Here is a 22,061-nt window from a genome sequence, read left to right as displayed (position 1 = left end):
CTCCGTTCGGTTTATGCGTAGAGCGGGTTGATCTTGTCGGCCTGGATGTTGTACTTGGCAATGGCCTCTGCCACCTTGGCGGCAGGCAGCACGCCGTCTTCGCTCAGCGCCTTGAGGGCGGCCACAACAATGTAGTGGCGGTTCACCTCGAAGTGCTCGCGCAGCTTGCTGCGGAAGTCACTGCGGCCAAAGCCGTCGGTGCCCAGCACCTTGTAGTTGCGGCCCTTGGGCATGAAGGGGCGGATCTGCTCGGCATAGGCCTTCATGTAGTCGGTGGATGCGACCACGGGGCCGGTGCTGGTGCCCAGTTGCTGCGCCACGAACGGCACGCGCGGTGTCTCCAGCGGGTGCAGCAGGTTCCAGCGGTCGGCGTCCTGGCCTTCGCGGGTCAGTTCGTTGAAGCTGGGGCAGCTCCACACGTCGGCCTGCACGCCCCAGTCGGCGGCCAGCAGGGTTTGAGCAGCCAGCGACTCGCGCAGGATGGTGCCCGAGCCCAGCAGCTGCACGCGCTTGTCACCCTCGGCACCGGGCTTGCACAGGTACATGCCCTTGATGATCTGCTCTTCGGTACCCGCCGTGAGGCCCGGCATGCTGTAGTTCTCGTTGAGCAGCGTGATGTAGTAGAAAACGTTCTCTTGCTGCTCGACCATGCGCTTGAGGCCGCGGTGCATGATCACTGCGACTTCGTGGGCAAAGGTGGGGTCATAGCTCACGCAGTTGGGGATGGTGTTGGCCAGGATGTGGCTGTGACCATCTTCGTGCTGCAGGCCTTCGCCGTTCAGCGTGGTGCGGCCCGATGTGCCGCCCAGCAAGAAGCCGCGCGCCTGCATATCGCCCGCTGCCCAGGCCAGATCGCCAATGCGCTGGAAGCCGAACATCGAGTAGTACACGTAGAACGGCACCATGATGCGGTTGTTCGTGCTGTAGCTCGTTGCCGCAGCGATCCAACTGGCCATGCCGCCGGCTTCGTTGATGCCCTCTTGCAGGATCTGGCCGGCCTTGTCTTCCTTGTAGTACATCACCTGGTCGCGGTCGACCGGTGTGTAGAGCTGGCCCTTGGGGTTGTAGATGCCGATCTGGCGGAACAGGCCTTCCATACCAAAGGTACGGGCCTCGTCCACCAGGATGGGCACCACGCGAGGGCCCAGAGCCTGGTCGCGCAGCAGTTGCGTGATGAAGCGCACGTAGGCTTGCGTGGTAGAGATTTCGCGGCCTTCGGCCGTGGGCTCCAGGATGGCCTTGAAGGTTTCGATGGCGGGCACGGTGAAGTGCTCTTCGGCCTTGGGACGGCGCTTGGGCAGATAGCCACCCAGGGCCTTGCGGCGCTCGTGCAGGTACTGCATTTCCGGTGTGTCGTCGGCCGGCTTGTAGTACGGAATATCGGCCAGCTGGCTGTCCGGGATCGGGATATTGAAGCGGTCGCGGATGTACTTGATGTCTTCGTCCGACAGCTTCTTGGTCTGGTGCACGGTGTTCTTGCCCTCACCGGCCTTGCCCATGCCGTAGCCCTTGACGGTCTTGACCAGCAGCACGCTGGGCTGGTTCTTGTGCTCGTTGGCCGCGTGGAAGGCGGCGTACACCTTGGCGGGCTCGTGGCCGCCGCGGCGCAGTTCGAACACCTCTTCGTCGGTCATGTGCTCGACGAGCTTGAGCGTCTCAGGGTATTTGCCGAAGAAATTCTTGCGCACAAAGGCACCGTCGTTGGCCTTCATGGCCTGGTAGTCGCCGTCCAGCGTTTCCATCATCAGCTGCTTGAGCTTGCCGCTCTTGTCGCGGCGCAGCAACTCGTCCCAGCCATTGCCCCACAGCAGCTTGATCACGTTCCAGCCTGCGCCACGGAACTCACCTTCGAGTTCTTGCACGATCTTGCCGTTGCCACGCACCGGGCCGTCCAGGCGCTGCAGGTTGCAGTTGATGACGAACACCAGGTTGTCCAGGTTCTCACGCGCGGCCAGGCCGATGGCGCCCAGCGATTCGGGCTCGTCCATCTCGCCGTCGCCGCAGAACACCCAGACCTTGCGGTTTTCGGTGTTTGCGATGCCACGGGCATGCAGGTACTTGAGGAAGCGCGCCTGGTAGATGGCCATCAGCGGGCCCAGGCCCATGGACACCGTGGGGAACTGCCAGAACTCGGGCATCAGCTTGGGGTGGGGGTAGCTGGACAGGCCCTTGCCGTCCACCTCCTGGCGGAAGCTGTCGAGCTGTTCTTCGCTCAGGCGGCCTTCGAGGTAGGCGCGGGCGTAGATGCCGGGCGCACTGTGGCCCTGGATGTAGAGCAGATCGCCGCCGTGGTCTTCGCTGGCTGCATGCCAGAAGTGATTGAAGCCCGCGCCAAACATGCTGGCCACCGAGGCGAACGAGCCAATGTGGCCGCCCAGATCACCGCCGTCGGCAGGGTTCAGGCGATTGGCGCGCACGACCATGGCCATGGCGTTCCAGCGCATGTAGGCGCGCAGGCGCTTTTCGATGGCGATGTTGCCGGGGCAGTGCGCCTCTTTTTCGGGTTCGATGGTGTTGACGTAACCCGTGTTGGCAGAGAACGGCAGATCGATGCTGCTCTGGCGGGCGTGTTCAAGAAGCTGTTCCAGCAGGAAGTGGGCGCGCTCCGGGCCCTCCTTGTCGATCACGGCGGACAGCGCGTCCATCCATTCACGGGTTTCTTGCTGGTCGGTGTCGGAACCGATGCCGAAACCGGCCTGAGGGTCGGGCTGAGCTGACATGCTTTGTCTCCTGTAGGTGTGGCAGCAATTTAGTACGTTGGCTCTAGTTTCGCATATTTTTCTTCAATTTCAAATGGTGCCTATTCATTTCATATTGCAATAATTTGCTGCAAACGCACATTCACTGAGAGACAGGGGCGCTGCCAGGGCTCCTCTACACTTCAGGCATGGATTCGATGCCCACCGCCCCCTCCCCCACGGCCGCGCCCGTGGCTGCGCCGATACGCTGGTGGCGCAAGTGGTGGCGCGGTTTGTCGCCCACCCGGCAAGACCGTTTTGCCGCCCTCGCCCCGCTGGCCGCGGTGCTGATGTTTCTGGCCGCGATCGTTGCGGCGTTCTGGTACCTGCGCGCCGAGGAAGCCGAGCGCGAGCAAGAAGCCCTGCGGCGCGATGTGGAATACGCCCAACAGCGCGTGCGTCTGCGGCTGCTGGAGCGGCAGGAGCAGCTCATGCGCATCGCGCGCGATGTGTCCAACCAGGACCTGGGCCGCGCCGAGTTCATCAGCCGTGCTGAGGCCCTGATCAGCCAATACCCCGAGCTGCAGGCCATCACCTGGATCGACGACCGCCGACGCATCCGCGCCAGCCAGGCGGCCCCGACGCTGGCCAGCGGGGAGCTGCGCATCGCGGGCGAGGTGCTCAAGTCCGGCGAAACGGCTGACACCTTTGGCCTGGCGCGGGACCTGCAGCAACCGGTGTATGCGCAGCCAGCCGCCACATCGGGCGATGCAACCCCGCTGTTGCAGTTGCAGGTGCCCCTCAACAACCAGGGCAAGTTCAGCGGCGTAGTGTTGGGCGAATACTCCATCGACAGCCTGCTGCGCTACGGCACCCCGACCGAGGTGCTGGCGCGCTATGCGGTGACGCTGCTCGACAGCAAGAACCAGGTGCTGGCGGGCACACCACTGGGCCCGCGCAACAAGGCCACGCAGTTGCTGCCCTGGACACCCAAGGCCAACGAGTACGAGGTGCCAGTCTCTCCCGTCGGCAATGGCTTGGTGCTGCGCGCGCAGGCCTACCGTACCTCGCTGGGCGTGGTGGGCAGTGGCCTGTTCTGGCTGGTGGGCACCCTGAGCGCGATGACCGCCTGGATGCTGATTGCCACCTGGCGTCACACCCGTCGCCGCATGCGGACGCAGGAGGCGCTGGTGGCCGAGACCAACTTTCGCCGGGCAATGGAAAACTCCATCCTCACCGGCATGCGCGCCCTGGATTTGGAGGGCCGCATCAGCTACGTCAACGCCGCCTTCTGCCAGATGACCGGCTGGAGCGCCGAAGAGTTGGTGGGTCTGAAGGCGCCCTTTCCCTACTGGCCCGACGCCGACCACGAGACGCTGCAGGCCAAGCTCCGCGACGAACTGCGCGGCAACACCATGGCGGGCGGCTTTCAGGTGCGCGTCAAGCGCAAGAGCGGCACGCTGTTCGACGCCCGCCTGTATGTGTCTCCCCTGATCGACGCCCACGGCCAGCAGACGGGCTGGATGACGTCGATGACCGACATCACCGAGCCCAACCGCATCCGTGAACAGCTGTCGGCCTCACACGAGCGCTTCACCATCGTGCTGGAGTCGCTCGATGCGTCGGTGTCAGTGGCCCCGCTGGGCAGCGAAGAACTGCTGTTCGCCAACAAGCTGTACCGCCAGTGGTTCGGGTCGCAAACCGGCGGGCACCTGCAACTGGTGGCGCAGGCGGGCGTGGTGCCGGTTGCGGGCAAGGAGCAAAGCGGCATGGATGATGAGGACGGCCTCATGGGCCTACCCACCGACACCCTGACCAGCGCCCGCAGCGAGAATGCAGAAATCTACCTGCCCGACCTGGGCAAGTGGCTGGAAGTGCGTTCGCGCTACCTGAACTGGGTGGACGGCCGCCTTGCGCAGATGGTGATTGCCACCGACATCACCCCCCGCCGCTTGGCCGAAGAACAGGCCCAACGGCAGGCCGAGCGCGCGCAGTCGGTGAGCCGCCTGATCACCATGGGCGAGATGGCGTCGAGCGTGGCGCACGAACTCAACCAGCCACTCACGGCCATCAACAACTACTGCAGCGGCATGGTCTCGCGCATCCAGAGCGGCCAGCTCACCGAGGAAGCCCTGCTCACGGCCCTGCAAAAAACGGCCCACCAGGCGCAGCGCGCGGGCCAGATCATCCAGCGCATCCGGTCGTTTGTGAAGAAGAGCGAGCCCAACCGCACGCTGGCCGATGTGCATTCCATGGTGAACGAGGCCGTCGAGCTGGCCGACATCGAACTGCGCCGCCACAACGTGCGCCTGACGCACTATGTGGCCGCGCGCCTGCCCCAGGTGATGGCCGACACCATCCTGATCGAGCAGGTGCTCGTCAACCTGATGAAGAACGGCGCCGAAGCCATCCAGCATGCCGACCGCCCCGCCGCCAACCGCAGCGTGGAGCTGCGCGTGGTGCCCAAGCAGATCGATGACCGCCAGGTCGTCGAGTTCTCGGTGCAGGACACCGGCAAAGGCTTGGCCCCTGAAGTGCTGGAGCGCCTGTTCGAGGCCTTCTTCTCCACCAAGCAGGAAGGCATGGGCATGGGCCTCAATCTGTGCCGCAGCATCGTCGAGTCCCACCAGGGCCGGATGCAGGCGGAGAACCTCTACAATGGCCCGGAGGTCACAGGCTGCAGGTTCTCCTTCTGGCTGCCGCTCGCCAAGCCTGCTGATGCCACTACAAATTCTGTAGCAAACGAACAAAACCCAAGGACTGTTGCATGAGCTTGATTCCGAAAAAAGGCACTGTTTACGTTGTGGACGACGACGAAGCAGTTCGCGACTCCCTGCAGTGGCTGCTGGAAGGCAAGGACTACCGGGTACGTTGCTTTGATTCGGCCGAGACCTTTCTCTCACGCTACGACCCGCGCGAAGTCGCCTGCCTGATCGTCGACATCCGCATGGGCGGCATGACCGGCCTGGAGCTGCAAGATCGCCTCATCGAGCGCAAATCGCCCCTGCCCATCGTCTTCATCACCGGCCACGGCGACGTGCCCATGGCCGTGAACACCATGAAGAAGGGCGCGCTGGACTTCATCCAGAAGCCTTTTGACGAAGAAGAACTCGTTGGTCTGGTCGAACGCATGCTGGACCACGCACGAGAAGCCTTTGCCGGCTACCAGCAGGCCGCCAGCCGCGATGCGCTGCTGTCCAAGCTCACCAGCCGCGAGGCCCAGGTGCTCGAACGCATCGTGGCCGGGCGCCTGAACAAGCAGATCGCCGACGACCTGGGTATCAGCATCAAGACGGTGGAAGCGCACCGCGCCAACATCATGGAGAAGCTCAGCGCCAACACCGTGGCCGACCTGCTCAAGATCGCTCTGGGCCAAAACGCGCCCAAGGGTTGATCGCTCTAATTTTGATAGCTACCAGCGCATATTTCACTAGCGCTATCAGCCATTTTGACTCGTATTTTCTGACATGACAGCCCAACTCATCGACGGCAACGCACTTTCCCGCCAACTTCGCAGCGAGGTGGCGCAACGCGCCGCCGCCCTCACCGCCCGCGGCCACCAGCCGGGGCTGGCGGTGATTCTGGTGGGCGAAGACCCAGCCTCCGCCGTCTATGTGCGCAACAAGGTCAAGGCCTGCGAAGACAGCGGCGTGCGCTCCATCTTTGAGAAGTACGACGCCGACCTGAGCGAAGCCGCACTGCTGGCGCGCATCGAGGCCCTCAACGCCGACCCCGCAGTGCACGGCATCCTGGTGCAGATGCCCCTGCCCAAACACATCGACCCGCACAAGGTCATCGAGGCCATCGCCACCTCCAAGGACGTGGATGGCTACTCGGTATTGTCAGCCGGTGAACTCATGGCTGGGCTGGAGGGTTTCCGGCCCTGCACGCCTTACGGCAGCATGAAGCTCATCGAGTCCACGGGTCAATCGATCAAGGGCAAGCACGCCGTGGTGATCGGCCGCAGCAACACCGTGGGCAAGCCCATGGCCCTGCTGCTGCTGCAGGCCAACGCCACCGTCACGGTCACCCACAGCGGCACGCCTGACTTGGGTTACCACACCCGACAGGCCGACATCGTGGTGGCAGCGGTGGGCCGTGCCAACACACTCACAGCCGACATGGTCAAGCCAGGCGCCATCGTGATCGACGTGGGCATCAACCGCAAGGCCGACGGCAAGCTCTGCGGCGACGTGGACTTTGACGGCGTCAAAGAGGTCGCGGGCTGGATCACCCCCGTGCCTGGCGGGGTTGGCCCCATGACCATTACCATGCTGTTGGTGAACACCCTCGAAGCCGCCGAGCGGGCCGCCGCGCGCTGAACGCGCCCGGGGAAGACGCCAGCCGCTTTGCAACTTGAACCTGCGCCGCCCGGCGCCATCTAACCCCGCATGAGCAACGCCCTCCTCGACTTCTCCGACCTCCCCGCCTTTGACCGCATCACCCCCCAGGACGTAGCCCCTGCGGTCGATGTGCTGCTGGAGCGTGCCAACCAGGCCCTGGAGACCGTCACGGCGCCCGACTTTCCTGCCCGCTGGGACGCCATTGCCAAGGTGCTGGACGTGGCCACCGAGCAACTGGGGCGTGCCTGGGGAGCCGTCAGCCACCTCAACAGCGTGGCAGACACCCCTGAACTGCGCGCTGCCTACAACGCCGCCCTGCCCCGCGTGACCGAGTTCTGGACCCGCCTGGGTGCTGACGAACGCCTGTACGCCAAGTACAAGGCCATCGACCCCGCCACGCTCACGCCCGAGCAGCGTCAGGCGCATCTCAATGCCGTGCGCAATTTCGTTCTCAGTGGCGCCGAGTTGACCGGCGCAGCCAAAGACCGGTTTGCCCAGATTCAGGAACGTCAGGCCGAGCTGAGCCAGAAGTTCAGCGAAAACGCGCTGGACGCCACCGACGCCTTTGCCTACTACGCCACCGCCGGAGAGCTGGACGGCGTGCCTGCCGATGTGCAACAGGCGGCGCTGGCCGCCGCGCAGGCAGAAGGCAAACCAGGCTACAAGCTCACGCTGAAGATGCCTTGCTACCTGCCGGTGATGCAGTTTGCCACCCGCAGCGACCTGCGCGCCACGATGTACCGTGCCTATGCCACCCGCGCCTCGGACCAGGCCGTGGGCGACGGCCTGAAGTTCGACAACACGGCGCTGATCGGCGAAATTCTGGCCCTGCGCCGCGAAGAAGCCCAGTTGCTGGGCTATGCCAATTTTGGCGAAGTGTCGGTAGTGCCCAAGATGGCAAAGTCGCCTGCCGAGGTCATTCGCTTCCTGCGTGACCTGGCGCGCCGCGCCCGCCCCTATGCCGAAAAGGACGTGGCCGACCTGCGCCTCTTTGCTGCAGAACAATTGGGCCTGGGCGACCCGCAGCCTTGGGACTGGCCCTACATTTCTGAAAAGCTCAAGGAAGCCCGCTACGCCTTCGGCGAACAGGAACTCAAGGCCTACTTCACGGCGCCCAAGGTTCTTGCAGGCCTGTTCAAGATCATCGAGACACTGTTTGAAGTGTCCATCCGCCGCGACTCGGCCCCCGTGTGGCACCCGGCCGTGGAGTTCTATCGCATCGAGCGCAACGGTCAACTGGTAGGCCAGTTCTACCTCGACCAGCCTGCGCGCACCGGCAAGCGAGGTGGTGCCTGGATGGACGACGTGCGTACCCGCTGGCAGCGCCCCGATACAGGCGTGTTGCAAACGCCCATCGCTCACCTGGTCTGCAACTTTGCAGACGGTGTGGATGGCAAGCCGCCGCTGCTGACGCATGACGATGTGATCACGCTGTTCCATGAATTTGGCCATGGACTGCACCACATGCTCACCCAGGTGAACGAACGCGATGTCTCCGGGATCGGCGGTGTGGAATGGGACGCCGTGGAGCTGCCCAGCCAGTTCATGGAAAACTTCTGCTGGGAATGGGACGTGCTCAAGCACATGACGGCCCATGTCGACACCGGCGAGCCGCTGCCACGCGCGCTGTTCGACAAGATGATCGCGGCCAAGAACTTTCAGAGCGGCATGCAGACCCTGCGCCAGATCGAGTTTGCACTGTTTGACATGCTGCTGCACACCGAGCACGACCCGGCTCAGGATTTCATGCCCCTGCTGACCCAGGTGCGTCAGGAAGTGGCCGTACTGCAACCGCCTCCCTTCAGCCGCACGGCTCACACGTTCAGCCACATCTTTGCAGGCGGCTACGCGGCCGGATACTACAGCTACAAGTGGGCCGAGGTGCTCAGCGCCGACGCCTACGCCGCCTTTGAAGAAACTGCCGGCAGCGACGGGCTGCCCAGCACCGAAACCGGGCGGCGCTACCGCGAGACCATTCTGGAAGCGGGCGGCAGCCGCCCCGCCATGGAGTCCTTCAAGGCCTTCCGCGGCCGGGAGCCCAGCCTGGATGCCTTGCTGCGCCACCAGGGCATGGCGGAAGAAATGCCCGCCTAACTGCGAATAGCGAATAGCAGATTGCCCCACGAGAGTCACAGTCCACAAGAATGAGGAGAACCCGCATGTCCCGTACTACGTTCGCCCCTGCCGCTGCCTCCTTGCTGATGGCCCTGGCTTGTGTGGGTGCGCAGGCCCAAGGCGTCTATCGCATTGTCGGGCCCGACGGCAAGGTGACTTTTTCGGACCGCCCCCCCGCTGAGGCCAGTGCCCCACCAGTGCGCAGCAGTGCAGCGCCAGCAAGCCCTGCCACAGCCAATGGAGCGTTGCCCTATGAGCTACGGCAGATTGCCAACCGGTACCCTGTGACCATCTACACCGGCAGCGATTGCGCGCCTTGCGGAAGCTTGCGCAACCTGCTCACGTCACGCGGCGTGCCCTATACCGAGCGCACCGTGGCCAGCAATGAGGACATCGCCGCGCTGCAACGCCTGAGTGGCAGTACGAGTCTGCCTTTTGGCACCATCGGCGGGCAGCAACTGGTGGGCTTTTCAGACGCCGAATGGGTCCAGTACCTCGACGCGGCAGGTTACCCCAAGCAATCCCAGTTGCCCGGCAACTACCGCCAACCAGCACCTGCGCCACTGGTTGCGGCCAAGCCGGTGGAGGCTGCACCCGCCGCAGAACCGAAAGAGCCTGCACGGCCAGTCCCCCCTCCACCAGTCAAGGATGGTCCGACGCCTAGCAATCCGGCTGGCATCCGGTTCTGACATCGTGATGCAGTAGCTGCCGCTTCCGGGCAGCCGCCCAATCCATTCACCAAACAAAAGGGGCCTTCACAGGCCCTTTTTGCATTGGCTCCCATCAACAGGTAGGAAACAGTTGGCGGGTTGTCCCAACCAATGTCATTCCGTCATCAATAGGTAATCGTCTTCACGCCCTGCGCCGTGCCCAGCAGGCATACGGATGCCTTCTGGTGGGCAAACACACCCACGGTCACCACACCCGGCCATTGGTTGATCTCTGACTCGAATGCCAGTGGATCAGTGATGGACAGGCCCTTCACGTCCAGAATGTGCTGGCCGTTGTCGGTCACCAGCGGCTGTCCATCCTTGAGCCGCAGGCTGGCCTGTCCGCCCATGGCCGCAAAACGTCGCGCAATGTGATTGGCAGCCATCGGAATCACTTCCACCGGCAACGGAAACTGGCCCAGGGCTTTCACCAGCTTGGACTCATCGGCAATGCACACAAAACGCCCAGCCAGCGCCGCCACGATCTTCTCGCGGGTCAGTGCAGCGCCGCCGCCCTTGACCATGTGGCCCTGGCCGTCGATCTCATCCGCGCCGTCGATATAGACCGAGAGCGATGGCACTTCGTTGGCATCGAACACGGCAATGCCCAGCGCCTTCAGACGTTCGGTGCTGGCGACCGAGCTGGACACCGCGCCCTTGATCTGGTCCTTCATGCCCGCCAGGGCGTCAATGAACTTGTTCACGGTGGAGCCGGTGCCCACCCCCACAATCTCGCCAGGCACCACGTATTGCAGCGCGGCTTGGCCTACCAGGGTCTTGAGTTCGTCTTGGGTCAGGGGAGTGGTGGTCGTCATGGGAGAAAATCGGTGGTAATCCTGAATTATCCCCCCATGTCCCTGATCCCTTACGCCCTCACCCGCCCCTTTCTCTTCGGCATGGATGCCGAGGCCGCCCACGAACTCACCATGGACATGCTGGCGCGCGGGCAGCGCACGCCTCTGCAATGGGCCTGGTGCAATGAAACCGTGAGCGACCCCGTCACTCTGGCGGGGCTCACGTTTCCCAACCGCGTAGGCATGGCCGCTGGCCTGGACAAGAATGCGCGCTGCATTGACGCGCTGGGCGCCATGGGTTTTGGTTTTGTGGAAGTAGGCACCGTAACCCCCAAGGCGCAGCCAGGCAACCCCAAGCCGCGCATGTTCCGCCTGCCCGAAGCCCGCGCCCTGATCAACCGCCTGGGCTTCAACAACGAAGGTCTGGAGGCCTTCTTGCGCAACGTGCAGCAGGCGCAATTTCGCTCACAGAATCGCCAGCGCCCCATGCTGCTGGGCCTGAACATCGGCAAGAACGCCACCACGCCCATCGAGAACGCCACCAGCGACTACCTGACCTGCCTCGAAGGCGTGTACCCGCATGCCGACTATGTAACGGTCAACATCAGCTCGCCCAACACGCAGAACCTGCGCGCGCTGCAAAGCGATGCAGCCCTCGATGCCCTGCTGGGTGCAATCGCCGAGCGGCGTGAGGCGCTGGCCACTCAGCACCAGCGGCGCGTGCCGGTCTTTGTGAAGATTGCCCCTGACCTTGACGAAGCCCAGGTGGCGGTCATCGCCGCCACCTTGCAACGCCATGGCATGGACGGTGTCATCGCCACCAACACCACCATCAGCCGTGCAGCGGTGCAGGGCATGCGCCACGCCGCGGAGACTGGCGGGCTGAGCGGTGCGCCTGTGCTGGAGGCCAGCAACCAGGTGATTCGGCAACTGCGCGCAGCCCTTGGCGCCGGGTACCCGATCATTGGCGTGGGCGGGGTCATGAGCGCTGATGACGCGGTGAGCAAAATTCGCGCGGGGGCCGATGTCGTGCAGATCTACACCGGCCTGATTTACGAAGGCCCTGCATTGGTCGTGAAGGCTGCCAAGGCCATCAAGGCCCTGCGCTGAACTCTTTGAGCCTTTGGGTTAACGCCCGTCCGAACGCAGCACCATAAAAAAACGGAGCCTCTGGCAACAGGGCTCCGTTTCGTTTTTGGCGATGGATGAGCAACAGGACCCAGGTCTCTGTCACCTAGTCGTGGCCGTCAGCGCCGCAGACGCATCAGCATCGGCAGAGCGATGCCCGCCCATCGGATCAGCCTGCGCGGGCCAGCCACCAGAGCGACACCGGCCATGGCCGCCACGGCCAGTGGATGTTCGCGGGCAAACCCGGCGGCGCGCAGTGCCAGCGACGCATCGGCACCGCCCGCAGCACCCCCGGCCTGCTCAGCCAGCGCCCGGGCCTGAACCCGGGCCACGCGGCGAGCCCGCAACCGCTCGCGCTGCAACTCGATGCGGTCTAGCACACGCTGCTGCTGTGGCGTGGGTGCCGGCCATGCTGCCGACGCAGGCTGCGGCGCATGGGTTGTTGGATGTGCTGCTGTCACAAGCGCTCCTTGATCTCTCGCCAATCCTGCGCGAGCTCACGCCGCGTCAGGGAGAACCCGCTGCCAGCGCGCTGCGCCACCGATACCAACGACACCACAGCTGCCGCCCAGCCCACAGCCCACACACCAGCGACCAGCCAGGCGACCAGGGTGCGCTGCGGGGAGTCCCAAAAGTGCACCAGCACTGCCAGTGACACCATGATCAAGGCCACCACTGTGAGCCCAGCCACCACAATGGTCAGCACCAGCAGTTGCTGCAGGCGCTGCTTGAGGTCGGCCCACTCCAGGCGGGCCAAGTCCATGCGGTCTTCGGCGGCAATCGCGCCCTCGATGAGGTTAGCGCGCCAACGGGCGGCCAGCCCCTCCAGCCCCAGCAGCGAGAGCCAGTTCATGTGTGTTTGCCTTCGTGGCGTGCTGTCATGGGGCTACTGCGGCAATCAGCGGCGTGCAAGCAGAAACCCGACCAATGCGCCCACCGCCAGCGCGGCACCTGCCACACGCCACGGTTCGTCATGGGCGTAGCGGTCGGCGGCCAGTGCGGCTTCCTTGGCCTGGCGGGCGGCGTCTTGGGCGGCGCGCACAGCGGATTCACGCACGTTGTGCATGCCATCGTCCAGGCGCTGGCGCAGCAGCTTGATTTCGGGAACCGCATCTAGGTCCTTGTTGGCCAGCAGGCCCCGCAGATCGGAAACCAGCTTTTCCAGTTCGCCCTGGGTGGTCGTGGTGTCAGAAGCAGTCATACAAGCCTTTCTGTGTAATGCCAAAAATAATAGGGAACCCGCACGCGAGCGACGGGGCTGAACTTCATCTTAGCCATCTGTCCAGAAACCCCTCGTAGGACGGGGACGCAAGAGGTTACAGATTGCAAATGGCTTGCCGCAGATCAAACCAGCGCGGCCACATGCTCACCAATCGCGAGAGCACTCGTCAAGCCCGGCGACTCGATGCCGAACAGGTTGACGAGCCCTGCCACGCCGTGGACAGCGGGTCCCTGGATGACAAAGTCGGCAGCCGGCGCGTCCGGCCCGTGGATCTTGGGGCGCATGCCCGCGTAACCGGGCGCCAATGCACCGTTCTGCAAGGCAGGCCAGTATTTGCGCACCTCGGCATAAAAGGCATCGCCACGCGCTGGGTCCACCAGCAGATCGTCGGGCGAGTCCACCCATTGCACGTCCGGGCCAAACTTGGCCTGGCCGCCCAGGTCAAGCGTGAGGTGTACCCCTAGGCCGGCAGCCTCTGGCACCGGGTAAATCAGCCGGCTGAAAGGCGCCCTGCCCGTCAAAGTGAAATAGTTGCCCTTGGCGTAGTGGGCAGTGGGCACATGCTGCGGGGCCAGCCCAGCAAATCGCGCAGCCAATGCGGGGGCGTTCAACCCAGCGGCATTGACCACCGTGCGCGCGCGGATGCGAGTGCCGTCCGTCGCTTCCAAATCAATAGCATCCAGACCAATAGATGCTAGCGCCAGCGGCGAATTCAGTGCCACAAGGCCGCCCGCGTGTTCCAGATCACCTTGCAGTGCCAGCATGAGCACATGGCTATCAACGATGCCGGTGCTAGGGGAATGCAGGGCGCCCACGCAGGCCAGGGCGGGCTCCAGCGCCAAGGCGTCTTCACGGCTCAGGCGTTGCAGGTCCAGCACTCCGTTGGCACGGGCACGCGCCTGGATGCCTTCCAGGCTGTCCAGTTGGGCGGCAGAGGTTGCCACCAACAGCTTGCCGCAACGGCGATGGGGCACGCCGCGCGCCGCGCAGTAGGCGTAGAGCAGTTCCTTACCCCGCACACACAAACGGGCCTTGAGCGACCCTGCGGGGTAGTACAGCCCCGCGTGAATCACCTCGCTATTGCGCGAACTGGTGCCGGTGCCGATGGCGTCCGCAGCCTCCAGCACCATGACCTCCCGCCCTTGCAGCGCCAGCGCGCGGGCCACAGCCAGGCCCACCACGCCCGCGCCCACCACCACGCAATCCACCTTATCGATCATCTGTGTATCTCCGTGCGCCCCCGGCTGACAACCGCGTCAAACCTGCTCAAAACCATCCAGCACATTGACGGCATTGGTGCCCAGCTCGGCCGCCGCGTAGCCGCCCTCCAGCACAAACACCGTGGGCAGACCCAGCCGCGCCAACCGCTCGCCCAGCCGGGTGAAATCTGACGAGGCCAGTGCAAACCGCGAAATGGGATCGCCCTCAAAGGCATCCAGCCCGAGGGATATCACGAGCGCGTCGGCCCGGTACTCTGCGATGCGCAGGCAGGCTTTCTCCAGCGCATCAAACCAGGTCGCCGCGCTGGTGCCCGCAGGCAGGGGCAGGTTCAGGTTGAAGCCTGTGCCAGCCCCCTGCCCCGTTTCGTCAGCGTGGCCCAAGTAGAACGGGTACTCCGTGCGCGGGTCACCATGCATGCTGATGAACAGCACATCGCTGCGGCCATAGAAGATGCTCTGCGTGCCGTTGCCATGGTGGTAGTCCACGTCCAGCAGCGCCACACGCTGGGCGCCCTGATCGCGCAGGGTTTGCGCGGCCACGGCGGCATTGTTCAAAAAACAATAGCCCCCCATGAAGTCCGGGCCCGCATGGTGCCCCGGTGGGCGAGTGCAGCAAAACGCGGCACGCGCCCCTTGCGCAACGCGAGCCGCCGCGCTGGCAGCCGCGTCGGCCCCTGCCTTGGCGGCAGCCCAAGTACCCGCTGCCATGGGTGTACCGTTGTCCATCGAATACAGGCCCAGGCGCGCAACGAAGTTGTCTGGCTCCACGTCGCTGCGCAGCGTGCGCACCGGCCACACGGATGGAAAGGGTTGCAGCAACGCGTTGGCCGGGTCCAGCGCCAGCCACTGCTGCCAGGCGGTCTGCAAAAAGGCCAGGTAGCGTTGTGCGTGCACCTGCGCCAGCACCGCACTGCAGTCCACGTCGGGCGCCATCATGGCGTGGCCGCGTGTGCGCAGTGCGTCTTCCACATAGTCCACGCGTTCGGGCTTTTCAAAACAAGGCACGCGTTCGCCTCGGAAGAATTCATGGACGGGCGCATGCCCCTGGTGCGAGGGATTGTGGAAGGTGATCATGGATGCTGCACTGCAGGTACGGGCGACCAATGTAACGCGCAACCCTGCGTTGTACGCAGCTCTGGCGGATGGAGGCCGCACTTTTGCAGCTTGCGGGGAGGTGGGCAGGCCAAGAAAAAACCCCTGCAGGTCAGGAACCTGCAGGGGTTTTCAAATTGGTGGGTGATACATGGATCGAACATGTGACCCCTGCCGTGTGAAGGCAGTGCTCTACCGCTGAGCTAATCACCCGTCGCAAGCACCTTGGAGAAAGATACCGCTGCGAAAAGTCTGTCAGCAACATGGTGGGTGATACATGGATCGAACATGTGACCCCTGCCGTGTGAAGGCAGTGCTCTACCGCTGAGCTAATCACCCTTGTCGCTGCGACAGCCTTCTATTATGGCACAGCTTTTTAGGCCAATTGGAGAGTCCGCCAAATTGTTTTGCCACCGCTGGCCTTGTCAATCTGCGTGAGCACCTCGGCATGCGCCGCCTGCTCCTGCTCGCTCGCCCGCAGCACGGGCAGCGCAAGGCCACGCAAATCGATGGCGGCCACCTTCACGCCGTCGGCGCCATCATGGCCATCATCGGCAATCAGCAAGGCATCCTGCCCGCGTGTGAGGTTGATGTACACGTCGGCCAGCAGCTCGGCGTCGAGCAAAGCGCCGTGCAGCGTACGGCCCGAGTTATCCACGCCCAGGCGGTCGCACAGGGCGTCCAGCGAGTTGCGCTTGCCCGGGTACATCTCCTTGGCCATGGCCAGCGTGTCGGTCACGCTCTGCACATAGGTGCCAAACGCCGGGCGCCCCACCAGCTCCAGCTCCTTGTTGAGGAAGCCCACGTCAAACGCTGCGTTGTGGATGATGATCTCGGCGCCCTGCAGGTACTGCAGGATGTCGTCCACCACGTCCGCAAACTTGGGCTTGTCCTTCAGGAACTCGTTGCTGATGCCGTGCACCTTGAGCGCGTCTTCATGGCTGTCGCGGCCAGGGTTGAAGTACAGGTGCAGGTTGTTGCCCGTGAGCTTGCGGTGGAGCAGCTCCACACAACCCAGTTCAATGATGCGATCGCCCCCCTCGGCCGACAGGCCGGTGGTTTCGGTGTCGAGAACGATCTGGCGCGACATCAGTGGTTCTCCTTCGCGTGGTTGATCGTGTACTTGGGGATTTCCACGGTCACATCACTTTGCGCCAGGATGGCTTGGCACGACAGGCGCGACTGCGGCTCCAGGCCCCAGGCACGGTCCAGCAGGTCTTCTTCCTCTTCTTCTGCCGCATTCAGCGAATTCAACCCCTGGCGCACGATGACGTGGCAGGTGGTGCACGCACAGCTCATGTCGCAGGCATGCTCGATGTTGATGTGGTTGTCCAGCAGGGCTTCGCAGATCGAGGTGCCTGCAGGCGCCGTGATTTCAGTGCCTGCGGGGCAGTATTCGGGATGGGGAAGGATCTTGATGACGGGCATGGGGTGGTTTTCTTCTTGTTCAGAGGGATGCGCAGGCTCGTATTACAGGCTCGCGACGTTCTTGCCGGCCAGAGCCTGCTGGATACCTCGGTTCATACGCTGGGCTGCGAACGCCTCGGTGCCCTTGGCCAGGGCTTCGGTGGCTGCCTCGATAGCCGCTGCATCGTCGCTGTCGCGCTGGTGGCGCAAAGTCACCATCAGGGCGTCGATGGCAGCACGCTCCTTGGGGCTTAACACGTCGCCATCCGCATCCAGTGCACTTTGCGTGGCAATCAGCATGCGGTCCGCGTCCACGCGGGCCTCGACCACGGCGCGGGCTTTCATGTCCTGCGCAGCCGTGGCAAAGCCGTCCTGCAGCATGCGCGCGATCTGGTCGTCCGTGAGGCCATACGATGGCTTCACGTCAATGCGCGCTTCTACCCCACTGCCCTGTTCCTTCGCGGCCACGCTGAGCAAGCCATCGGCATCGACGGTGAAGGTCACACGGATGCGCGCAGCACCTGCCGCCATGGGGGGAATGCCGCGCAACTCAAAGCGAGCCAGGCTGCGGCAGTCCTGCACCAGATCACGCTCGCCTTGCACCACATGGATAGCAAGCGCAGTCTGTCCGTCCTTGTAGGTGGTGAAGTCCTGCGCCTTGGCGGTGGGGATGGTCTCGTTGCGCGCGACGATCCGCTCCACCAGCCCACCCATGGTTTCGATGCCCAGGGACAGCGGAATCACGTCCAGCAACAGCAGGTCGCCCGCCGTGTTGTTACCCGCCAGCTGGTTGGCCTGGATGGCGGCCCCTAAGGCCACGACTTCGTCCGGGTTCAAATTGGTCAACGGTTCCTTACCAAAGAACTCTGCCACGGCTCGTTGCACCTGCGGCATGCGAGTGGAGCCACCCACCATGACCACGCCCTGCACTTCGTCGCGCGCCAGATGCGCGTCGCGCAGAGCGCGGCGCACGGCCCCCATGGAGCGGGCCGTCAAATCAGCGGTCACCGCATCAAAATCCGAGCGTTTCACGTCAAATTGCACTGAAGCGCCGGACAATTCTGCCTTGAACGCTATCAAATCAGTAGCAGTCAACGCCTCTTTGCAGGCGCGCGCTGCCATGCGCACAGCCGACTTGTCGGCCGGCGTGACCGCCTGTTGCCCCACCTGCTGCAGCACCCAGTCCGCCAGCGCTGCGTCGTAGTCGTCGCCCCCGAGGGCAGAGTCGCCGCCCGTGGCAATGACCTCGAACACACCTTGCGTCAAGCGCAGGATGGAAATATCAAACGTGCCCCCACCCAGGTCATAGACGGCGTAGACGCCCTCGCTGGCGTTGTCCAGGCCATAGGCAATCGCGGCGGCCGTGGGCTCGTTGATCAGACGCAGCAGGTTGATGCCGGCAAGCTTGGCCGCGTCCTTGGTGGCTTGGCGCTGAGCGTCGTCAAAGTACGCAGGCACGGTGATCACCGCGCCATAGAGATCGTCGTTGAAGGTGTCTTCGGCCCGGTAGCGCAACGTGGCCAGAATCTCGGCACTGATCTCGACGGGCGACTTGTTGCCATCCACCGTGGCGAGGCTGACCATACCGCCCACGCCGCCATCGGCAGCGGCCACAAAGTCGTAAGGCAGCTTGCCCGCTTCCGTCACGTCTTTGAGGCCGCGCCCCATGAAGCGTTTGGCCGAGGCGATGGTGTTGCGAGCATCCTGGGCTTGCGCTGCCACGGCGTCATACCCGATCTGACGCCCACCGTTGGCCAGATAGCGCACCACCGAGGGCAGCAGCACCCGGCCTTGGGCATCGGGGAGGCATTCGGACACGCCATTGCGCACAGCAGCGACCAGAGAGTGGGTGGTGCCCAGGTCAATGCCCACCGCGATGCGCCGTTGGTGCGGGTCGGGGGATTGGCCGGGTTCGGAAATCTGCAGAAGCGCCATGGAATTTCGGATCTCTACGTGGTGGAGCCCGCCATCGCATCAGCACGCGAGGGGGTCCAGGGGAATGCAAAACCGCCCTATTGTCCCAGTTGCTCGCGGCGACGCTCAATGTCGTCGGCAAATCGCGCAATGAACATGAGGGCTCTGACCTGGCGGGCTGCACCCGCATAGTCCTGCTGCTGGTCGATGAATTGCTCGCACTGCGCCAAGGCGGCACGGCGGGCTTGCGCCACCTCATCATCCAGCGCGTCCAGCGCGCTGTCGGCACTGGCGTCTTCCAGCGCTTCACGCCACTCCATTTGCTGCATCAGAAAGGCAGCGGGCATGGCGGTGTTGTCTTCGGCACGGATGGGCGCACCGTGCAGTTCGCACAAGTAGGCCGCACGGCGCATCGGATCCTTCAGGCGCTGGTAGGCTTCATTGATGCGCACGGACCACTGCATGGCCACGCGCTGTGCAGCGGCGCCCTGCGCCGCGAACTTGTCGGGGTGGGCTTCGCGTTGCAGCTCCTTCCAGCGCGCATCGATGGCGCTGCGCTCCTGCGCAAAGCGGCGTTCCAGGCCAAACAGTTCGAAGTCGTCAGATTGCAGGTTCATTCGCAGTGGCGAGAAGGAAGTCCAAGAAAAAACCGCCAGCACAGAGCGCGTTGGCGGTTTGGTGTGACATCAACGAAGGGCGCTCAGACGCGGAAGCTCTCCCCACAACCGCAGCGGTCCCGCTCGTTGGGGTTGTTGAATTTGAAGCCTTCGTTCAGGCCTTCACGCACGAAGTCCAGCTCTGTGCCGTCAATGTAGGCCAAGCTCTTGGGGTCGATCAGCACCTTGACGCCGTGGTTTTCAAACACGATATCTTCGGGCTCACTCGTGTCCACATATTCCAGCTTGTAGGCAAGCCCCGAGCAGCCGGTCGTCTTGACCCCCAGACGCACGCCCAACCCCTTGCCACGGCGGGCAAGGTACCGGTTGACGTGCCGGGCTGCAGCTTCTGTCAGCGTAATGGCCATGTCTCTCGATCTATCTGTCAAACAATCAGGCGGCAGTGGCCGTGGTGGCGTGCTTGGTCTTGTAGTCGAGCACAGCAGCCTTGATGGCGTCTTCGGCCAGGATGGAACAGTGGATCTTGACCGGCGGCAAAGCCAGTTCTTCGGCAATCTCGCTGTTCTTGAGCGCTGCGGCTTCATCCAGCGTCTTGCCCTTGACCCACTCGGTCACCAGCGACGACGAGGCAATGGCCGAGCCGCAGCCGTAGGTCTTGAACCGGGCATCTTCGATCACGCCGGTTTCGGGGTTCACCTTGATCTGCAGCTTCATCACGTCGCCGCAGGCGGGCGCGCCCACCATGCCGGTGCCCACCGAATCGTCACCCTTGTCGAACGAACCCACGTTGCGGGGGTTTTCGTAATGGTCAACCACTTTGTCTGAGTAAGCCATGATGTGTACCTCTTCAATACGTCCAGAATTTGTGCGGAATCAGTGAGCAGCCCACTGGATGGTGCTGATGTCGATGCCGTCCTTGTACATCTCCCACAGCGGGCTCAGCTCGCGCAGGCGGGCCACATTCTCGCGGATGGTGGAGATGGCGTAGTCGATCTCTTCTTCGGTCGTGAAACGGCCGATGGTCATGCGCAGGCTGCTGTGCGCCAGTTCGTCGCTGCGGCCCAACGCGCGCAGCACATAGCTGGGCTCCAGGCTGGCGGAGGTGCACGCCGAGCCCGACGACACCGCCAGGCCCTTGATGCCCATGATGAGCGATTCGCCTTCGACGAAGTTGAAGCTCATGTTCAGGTTCTGCGGCACACGGCGCTCCAGACTGCCGTTGATGTAGACCTGTTCAATGTCCTTGAGGCCGTCCAACAGGCGCTGCTGCAGGGCCTTGGCCTTGGCGTTGCTCTCGGCCATTTCTTCCTTGGCGATGCGGAAGGCCTCGCCCATGCCCACGATCTGGTGCGTGGGCAAGGTGCCCGAACGCATGCCGCGTTCATGGCCTCCACCGTGCATCTGGGCTTCCAGGCGCACGCGGGGCTTGCGGCGCACATACAGCGCACCAATGCCCTTGGGGCCATAGGTCTTGTGGGCAGTCATGCTCATCAGGTCGATGGGCAGCGCGTTCATGTCGATCTCGACACGGCCGGTGGCCTGTGCGGCATCCACATGCAGCAAGATGCCCTTTTCGCGGCACAGCACACCGATGGCGGGGATGTCCTGGATCACACCGATTTCGTTGTTCACGAAGAGGATGCTGATCAGCACGGTGTCGGGACGGATGGCGGCCTTCAAGGCATCCATATTGACCAAGCCGTCTTCCTGCACATCGAGGTAGGTGGCTTCAAAGCCTTGGCGCTCCAGCTCGCGCATGGTGTCCAGCACGGCCTTGTGCTCGGTCTTGAGCGTGATGAGGTGCTTGCCCTTGCCTTTGTAGAAATGCGCAGCGCCCTTCAAAGCCAGGTTGATGGACTCGGTCGCACCACTGGTCCAGACGATTTCGCGGGGGTCGGCACCGATCAGGTCAGCCACCTGCACACGCGCTTTTTCCACCGCCTCTTCGGCCTCCCAGCCCCATGCGTGGCTGCGCGATGCCGGATTGCCGAAGTGCTCACGCAACCACGGGATCATGGCGTCCACCACGCGGGGGTCTACCGGGGTGGTGGCGCCATAGTCGAGATAGATGGGGAAGTGCGGGGTCATGTCCATGGCTGGCTCAGTAAAAGGTTCTGGCTGGCAAACAGAAGAGGCAGAACAAACAAGAAAACGATTACAACGCGGTCAGGGCAGCGCTGACCCCAGGGTCAGCACCACGCAACGTAGATCAGGATTTGGCGAAGACGTTACCCAGCGCAAACACCGAGTTCGGAGCATTCACGCGAATGGGCTTGACCACCGGGGTCGTGGAGATGGCACGGCGCACCACCGGCTTGTCCTCGATCTGCACACCCTTGGCGAGCTGCTCATCCACCAGCTTTTGCAGGGTGACCGAATCCAGAAACTCGACCATGCGCTGGTTGAGCGAAGCCCACAGCTCGTGCGTCATGCAGCGGCCAGCTTCACCCAGGCAGTTTTCCTTGCCACCGCATTGCGTGGCGTCGATGGGCTCGTCCACCGACACAATGATGTCCGCCACGGTAATGTCACCGGCCTTGCGGGCCAGGGTGTAGCCGCCGCCGGGACCGCGGGTGGACTCCACCAGCTCATGGCGGCGCAGCTTTCCAAAGAGTTGCTCCAGGTACGACAGCGAAATCTGCTGGCGCTGGCTGATGGCAGCCAGCGTGACGGGGCCGTTATTCTGGCGCAGGGCCAGGTCAATCATGGCGGTGACCGCAAAACGGCCTTTGGTTGTGAGACGCATCGCAAGCTCCTTGTGCTAAGGCTTGTTCGTTGAAGAAACCGCCAGCGCTGACTGTTTGTCAGCGAGGCACCGTCT

At 63.5% G+C, this 22,061-nt stretch carries 21 protein-coding genes and 2 tRNA genes; 6 read left to right on the top strand and 17 right to left on the bottom strand.

All coding sequences use genetic code 11. The features are described from left to right. Positions 1-11 precede the first annotated feature (11 nt). Positions 12-2,720, bottom strand: a complete 2,709-nt coding sequence (gene aceE / locus ASD94_RS15105; protein WP_056644341.1) for a pyruvate dehydrogenase (acetyl-transferring), homodimeric type — start codon at positions 2,718-2,720, stop codon at positions 12-14. Between the two features lie 167 nt (positions 2,721-2,887). Between aceE and ASD94_RS15100 the strand changes: the two genes are divergently transcribed. The 5 genes from ASD94_RS15100 to ASD94_RS15080 all read left to right on the top strand — a co-directional run bounded on the left by ASD94_RS15100 (position 2,888) and on the right by ASD94_RS15080 (position 9,825). Further along, on the top strand, positions 2,888-5,449 hold the full coding sequence (locus ASD94_RS15100) for a PAS domain S-box protein (RefSeq protein ID WP_056644340.1): 2,562 nt from the start codon (positions 2,888-2,890) through the stop codon (positions 5,447-5,449). Then, entirely contained in the window at positions 5,446-6,072 is a 627-nt protein-coding gene (locus tag ASD94_RS15095; protein ID WP_056644338.1) for a response regulator transcription factor, read from the top strand. Before ASD94_RS15100 ends, ASD94_RS15095 begins: the two co-directional genes overlap by 4 nt. A gap of 73 nt (positions 6,073-6,145) precedes the next feature. Then, positions 6,146-7,000, top strand: coding sequence for a bifunctional methylenetetrahydrofolate dehydrogenase/methenyltetrahydrofolate cyclohydrolase FolD (gene folD / locus ASD94_RS15090; protein WP_056644336.1), 855 nt, complete (start codon positions 6,146-6,148; stop codon positions 6,998-7,000). Between the two features lie 69 nt (positions 7,001-7,069). Next, on the top strand, positions 7,070-9,115 hold the full coding sequence (locus tag ASD94_RS15085; protein ID WP_056644334.1) for a M3 family metallopeptidase: 2,046 nt from the start codon (positions 7,070-7,072) through the stop codon (positions 9,113-9,115). A gap of 65 nt (positions 9,116-9,180) precedes the next feature. Further along, positions 9,181-9,825, top strand: a complete 645-nt coding sequence (locus ASD94_RS15080; RefSeq protein ID WP_056644332.1) for a glutaredoxin family protein — start codon at positions 9,181-9,183, stop codon at positions 9,823-9,825. Positions 9,826-9,971: 146 nt separating this feature from the next. Here the strand turns inward: ASD94_RS15080 and rpiA are convergent, their stop codons facing one another. Next, the gene (gene rpiA / locus ASD94_RS15075) at positions 9,972-10,661 is read right to left on the bottom strand and encodes a ribose-5-phosphate isomerase RpiA (RefSeq protein WP_056644330.1); all 690 of its coding nucleotides are present in this window, start codon (positions 10,659-10,661) and stop codon (positions 9,972-9,974) included. A 36-nt stretch (positions 10,662-10,697) separates the two neighbouring features. Here rpiA and ASD94_RS15070 point away from each other — a divergent pair, with 36 nt between their 5' ends. After that, a complete protein-coding gene (locus ASD94_RS15070; protein WP_056644329.1) occupies positions 10,698-11,750 on the top strand; it encodes a quinone-dependent dihydroorotate dehydrogenase in 1,053 nt (350 codons plus the stop codon). 137 nt (positions 11,751-11,887) lie between these two features. Here ASD94_RS15070 and ASD94_RS15065 read toward each other — a convergent pair whose 3' ends face one another. The 15 genes from ASD94_RS15065 to iscR form a co-directional block, all read right to left on the bottom strand. Next, entirely contained in the window at positions 11,888-12,229 is a 342-nt protein-coding gene (locus ASD94_RS15065) for a hypothetical protein (protein ID WP_056644327.1), read from the bottom strand. Continuing rightward, entirely contained in the window at positions 12,226-12,621 is a 396-nt protein-coding gene (locus ASD94_RS15060) for a phage holin family protein (protein ID WP_056644324.1), read from the bottom strand. The genes ASD94_RS15065 and ASD94_RS15060 overlap by 4 nt, the downstream gene beginning before the upstream one ends. 45 nt (positions 12,622-12,666) lie before the next feature. Further along, positions 12,667-12,969, bottom strand: coding sequence for a DUF883 family protein (locus ASD94_RS15055; protein ID WP_008904788.1), 303 nt, complete (start codon positions 12,967-12,969; stop codon positions 12,667-12,669). A 143-nt stretch (positions 12,970-13,112) separates the two neighbouring features. Next, positions 13,113-14,210: an NAD(P)/FAD-dependent oxidoreductase gene (locus ASD94_RS15050; RefSeq protein ID WP_056644322.1), complete on the bottom strand. Its 1,098-nt coding sequence runs from the start codon at positions 14,208-14,210 to the stop codon at positions 13,113-13,115. Positions 14,211-14,246: 36 nt separating this feature from the next. After that, positions 14,247-15,284: a histone deacetylase family protein gene (locus ASD94_RS15045; protein WP_056644320.1), complete on the bottom strand. Its 1,038-nt coding sequence runs from the start codon at positions 15,282-15,284 to the stop codon at positions 14,247-14,249. Positions 15,285-15,440: 156 nt separating this feature from the next. Continuing rightward, positions 15,441-15,515 (bottom strand) — tRNA-Val (locus tag ASD94_RS15040). A gap of 51 nt (positions 15,516-15,566) precedes the next feature. After that, positions 15,567-15,641: transfer RNA gene (locus tag ASD94_RS15035), tRNA-Val, on the bottom strand. Positions 15,642-15,678: 37 nt separating this feature from the next. Next, on the bottom strand, positions 15,679-16,392 hold the full coding sequence (dnaQ, locus tag ASD94_RS15030; RefSeq protein WP_056644319.1) for a DNA polymerase III subunit epsilon: 714 nt from the start codon (positions 16,390-16,392) through the stop codon (positions 15,679-15,681). After that, on the bottom strand, positions 16,392-16,730 hold the full coding sequence (gene fdx / locus ASD94_RS15025) for an ISC system 2Fe-2S type ferredoxin (RefSeq protein ID WP_056644317.1): 339 nt from the start codon (positions 16,728-16,730) through the stop codon (positions 16,392-16,394). The genes dnaQ and fdx overlap by 1 nt, the downstream gene beginning before the upstream one ends. A gap of 42 nt (positions 16,731-16,772) precedes the next feature. Next, positions 16,773-18,644 (bottom strand): Fe-S protein assembly chaperone HscA, encoded by a 1,872-nt coding sequence (gene hscA / locus ASD94_RS15020; RefSeq protein ID WP_056644315.1) that lies wholly within the window; start codon positions 18,642-18,644, stop codon positions 16,773-16,775. Between the two features lie 77 nt (positions 18,645-18,721). Next, positions 18,722-19,240, bottom strand: coding sequence for a Fe-S protein assembly co-chaperone HscB (hscB, locus tag ASD94_RS15015; RefSeq protein ID WP_056644313.1), 519 nt, complete (start codon positions 19,238-19,240; stop codon positions 18,722-18,724). Positions 19,241-19,323: 83 nt separating this feature from the next. Beyond that, on the bottom strand, positions 19,324-19,647 hold the full coding sequence (gene iscA / locus ASD94_RS15010; protein WP_056644311.1) for an iron-sulfur cluster assembly protein IscA: 324 nt from the start codon (positions 19,645-19,647) through the stop codon (positions 19,324-19,326). 25 nt (positions 19,648-19,672) lie between these two features. Continuing rightward, positions 19,673-20,074 carry a Fe-S cluster assembly scaffold IscU gene (gene iscU / locus ASD94_RS15005; protein WP_056063045.1) on the bottom strand — a complete coding sequence of 134 codons (402 nt, stop codon included), beginning with the start codon at positions 20,072-20,074 and terminating at the stop codon, positions 19,673-19,675. 39 nt (positions 20,075-20,113) lie between these two features. Next, complete coding sequence (locus tag ASD94_RS15000; RefSeq protein ID WP_056644309.1) at positions 20,114-21,334, bottom strand: IscS subfamily cysteine desulfurase; 1,221 nt, start codon at positions 21,332-21,334, stop codon at positions 20,114-20,116. A 115-nt stretch (positions 21,335-21,449) separates the two neighbouring features. After that, entirely contained in the window at positions 21,450-21,986 is a 537-nt protein-coding gene (iscR, locus tag ASD94_RS14995) for a Fe-S cluster assembly transcriptional regulator IscR (protein ID WP_015013980.1), read from the bottom strand. Positions 21,987-22,061 lie beyond the last annotated feature (75 nt).

The sequence above is a fragment of the Acidovorax sp. Root70 genome (genome assembly GCF_001428225.1).
Lineage (GTDB): Bacteria > Pseudomonadota > Gammaproteobacteria > Burkholderiales > Burkholderiaceae_C > Acidovorax.
This window is presented reverse-complemented; position numbering and strand designations above follow the sequence as displayed.

What these genes read in the sequence shown, in the direction of transcription:
- dnaQ (WP_056644319.1), bottom strand. Translation starts at nt 16,392, where the DNA reads ATGTCGCGCCAGATCGTTCTCGACACCGAAACCACCGGCCTGTCGGCC.
- ASD94_RS15050 (WP_056644322.1), bottom strand. Translation starts at nt 14,210, where the DNA reads ATGATCGATAAGGTGGATTGCGTGGTGGTGGGCGCGGGCGTGGTGGGC.
- ASD94_RS15085 (WP_056644334.1), top strand. Translation starts at nt 7,070, where the DNA reads ATGAGCAACGCCCTCCTCGACTTCTCCGACCTCCCCGCCTTTGACCGC.
- ASD94_RS15095 (WP_056644338.1), top strand. Translation starts at nt 5,446, where the DNA reads ATGAGCTTGATTCCGAAAAAAGGCACTGTTTACGTTGTGGACGACGAC.
- ASD94_RS15060 (WP_056644324.1), bottom strand. Translation starts at nt 12,621, where the DNA reads ATGAACTGGCTCTCGCTGCTGGGGCTGGAGGGGCTGGCCGCCCGTTGG.
- fdx (WP_056644317.1), bottom strand. Translation starts at nt 16,730, where the DNA reads ATGCCCGTCATCAAGATCCTTCCCCATCCCGAATACTGCCCCGCAGGC.
- folD (WP_056644336.1), top strand. Translation starts at nt 6,146, where the DNA reads ATGACAGCCCAACTCATCGACGGCAACGCACTTTCCCGCCAACTTCGC.
- ASD94_RS15000 (WP_056644309.1), bottom strand. Translation starts at nt 21,334, where the DNA reads ATGGACATGACCCCGCACTTCCCCATCTATCTCGACTATGGCGCCACC.
- hscB (WP_056644313.1), bottom strand. Translation starts at nt 19,240, where the DNA reads ATGAACCTGCAATCTGACGACTTCGAACTGTTTGGCCTGGAACGCCGC.
- ASD94_RS15055 (WP_008904788.1), bottom strand. Translation starts at nt 12,969, where the DNA reads ATGACTGCTTCTGACACCACGACCACCCAGGGCGAACTGGAAAAGCTG.
- hscA (WP_056644315.1), bottom strand. Translation starts at nt 18,644, where the DNA reads ATGGCGCTTCTGCAGATTTCCGAACCCGGCCAATCCCCCGACCCGCAC.
- rpiA (WP_056644330.1), bottom strand. Translation starts at nt 10,661, where the DNA reads ATGACGACCACCACTCCCCTGACCCAAGACGAACTCAAGACCCTGGTA.
- ASD94_RS15100 (WP_056644340.1), top strand. Translation starts at nt 2,888, where the DNA reads ATGGATTCGATGCCCACCGCCCCCTCCCCCACGGCCGCGCCCGTGGCT.
- iscR (WP_015013980.1), bottom strand. Translation starts at nt 21,986, where the DNA reads ATGCGTCTCACAACCAAAGGCCGTTTTGCGGTCACCGCCATGATTGAC.
- ASD94_RS15070 (WP_056644329.1), top strand. Translation starts at nt 10,698, where the DNA reads ATGTCCCTGATCCCTTACGCCCTCACCCGCCCCTTTCTCTTCGGCATG.
- iscU (WP_056063045.1), bottom strand. Translation starts at nt 20,074, where the DNA reads ATGGCTTACTCAGACAAAGTGGTTGACCATTACGAAAACCCCCGCAAC.
- ASD94_RS15080 (WP_056644332.1), top strand. Translation starts at nt 9,181, where the DNA reads ATGTCCCGTACTACGTTCGCCCCTGCCGCTGCCTCCTTGCTGATGGCC.
- aceE (WP_056644341.1), bottom strand. Translation starts at nt 2,720, where the DNA reads ATGTCAGCTCAGCCCGACCCTCAGGCCGGTTTCGGCATCGGTTCCGAC.
- iscA (WP_056644311.1), bottom strand. Translation starts at nt 19,647, where the DNA reads ATGGCCATTACGCTGACAGAAGCTGCAGCCCGGCACGTCAACCGGTAC.
- ASD94_RS15045 (WP_056644320.1), bottom strand. Translation starts at nt 15,284, where the DNA reads ATGATCACCTTCCACAATCCCTCGCACCAGGGGCATGCGCCCGTCCAT.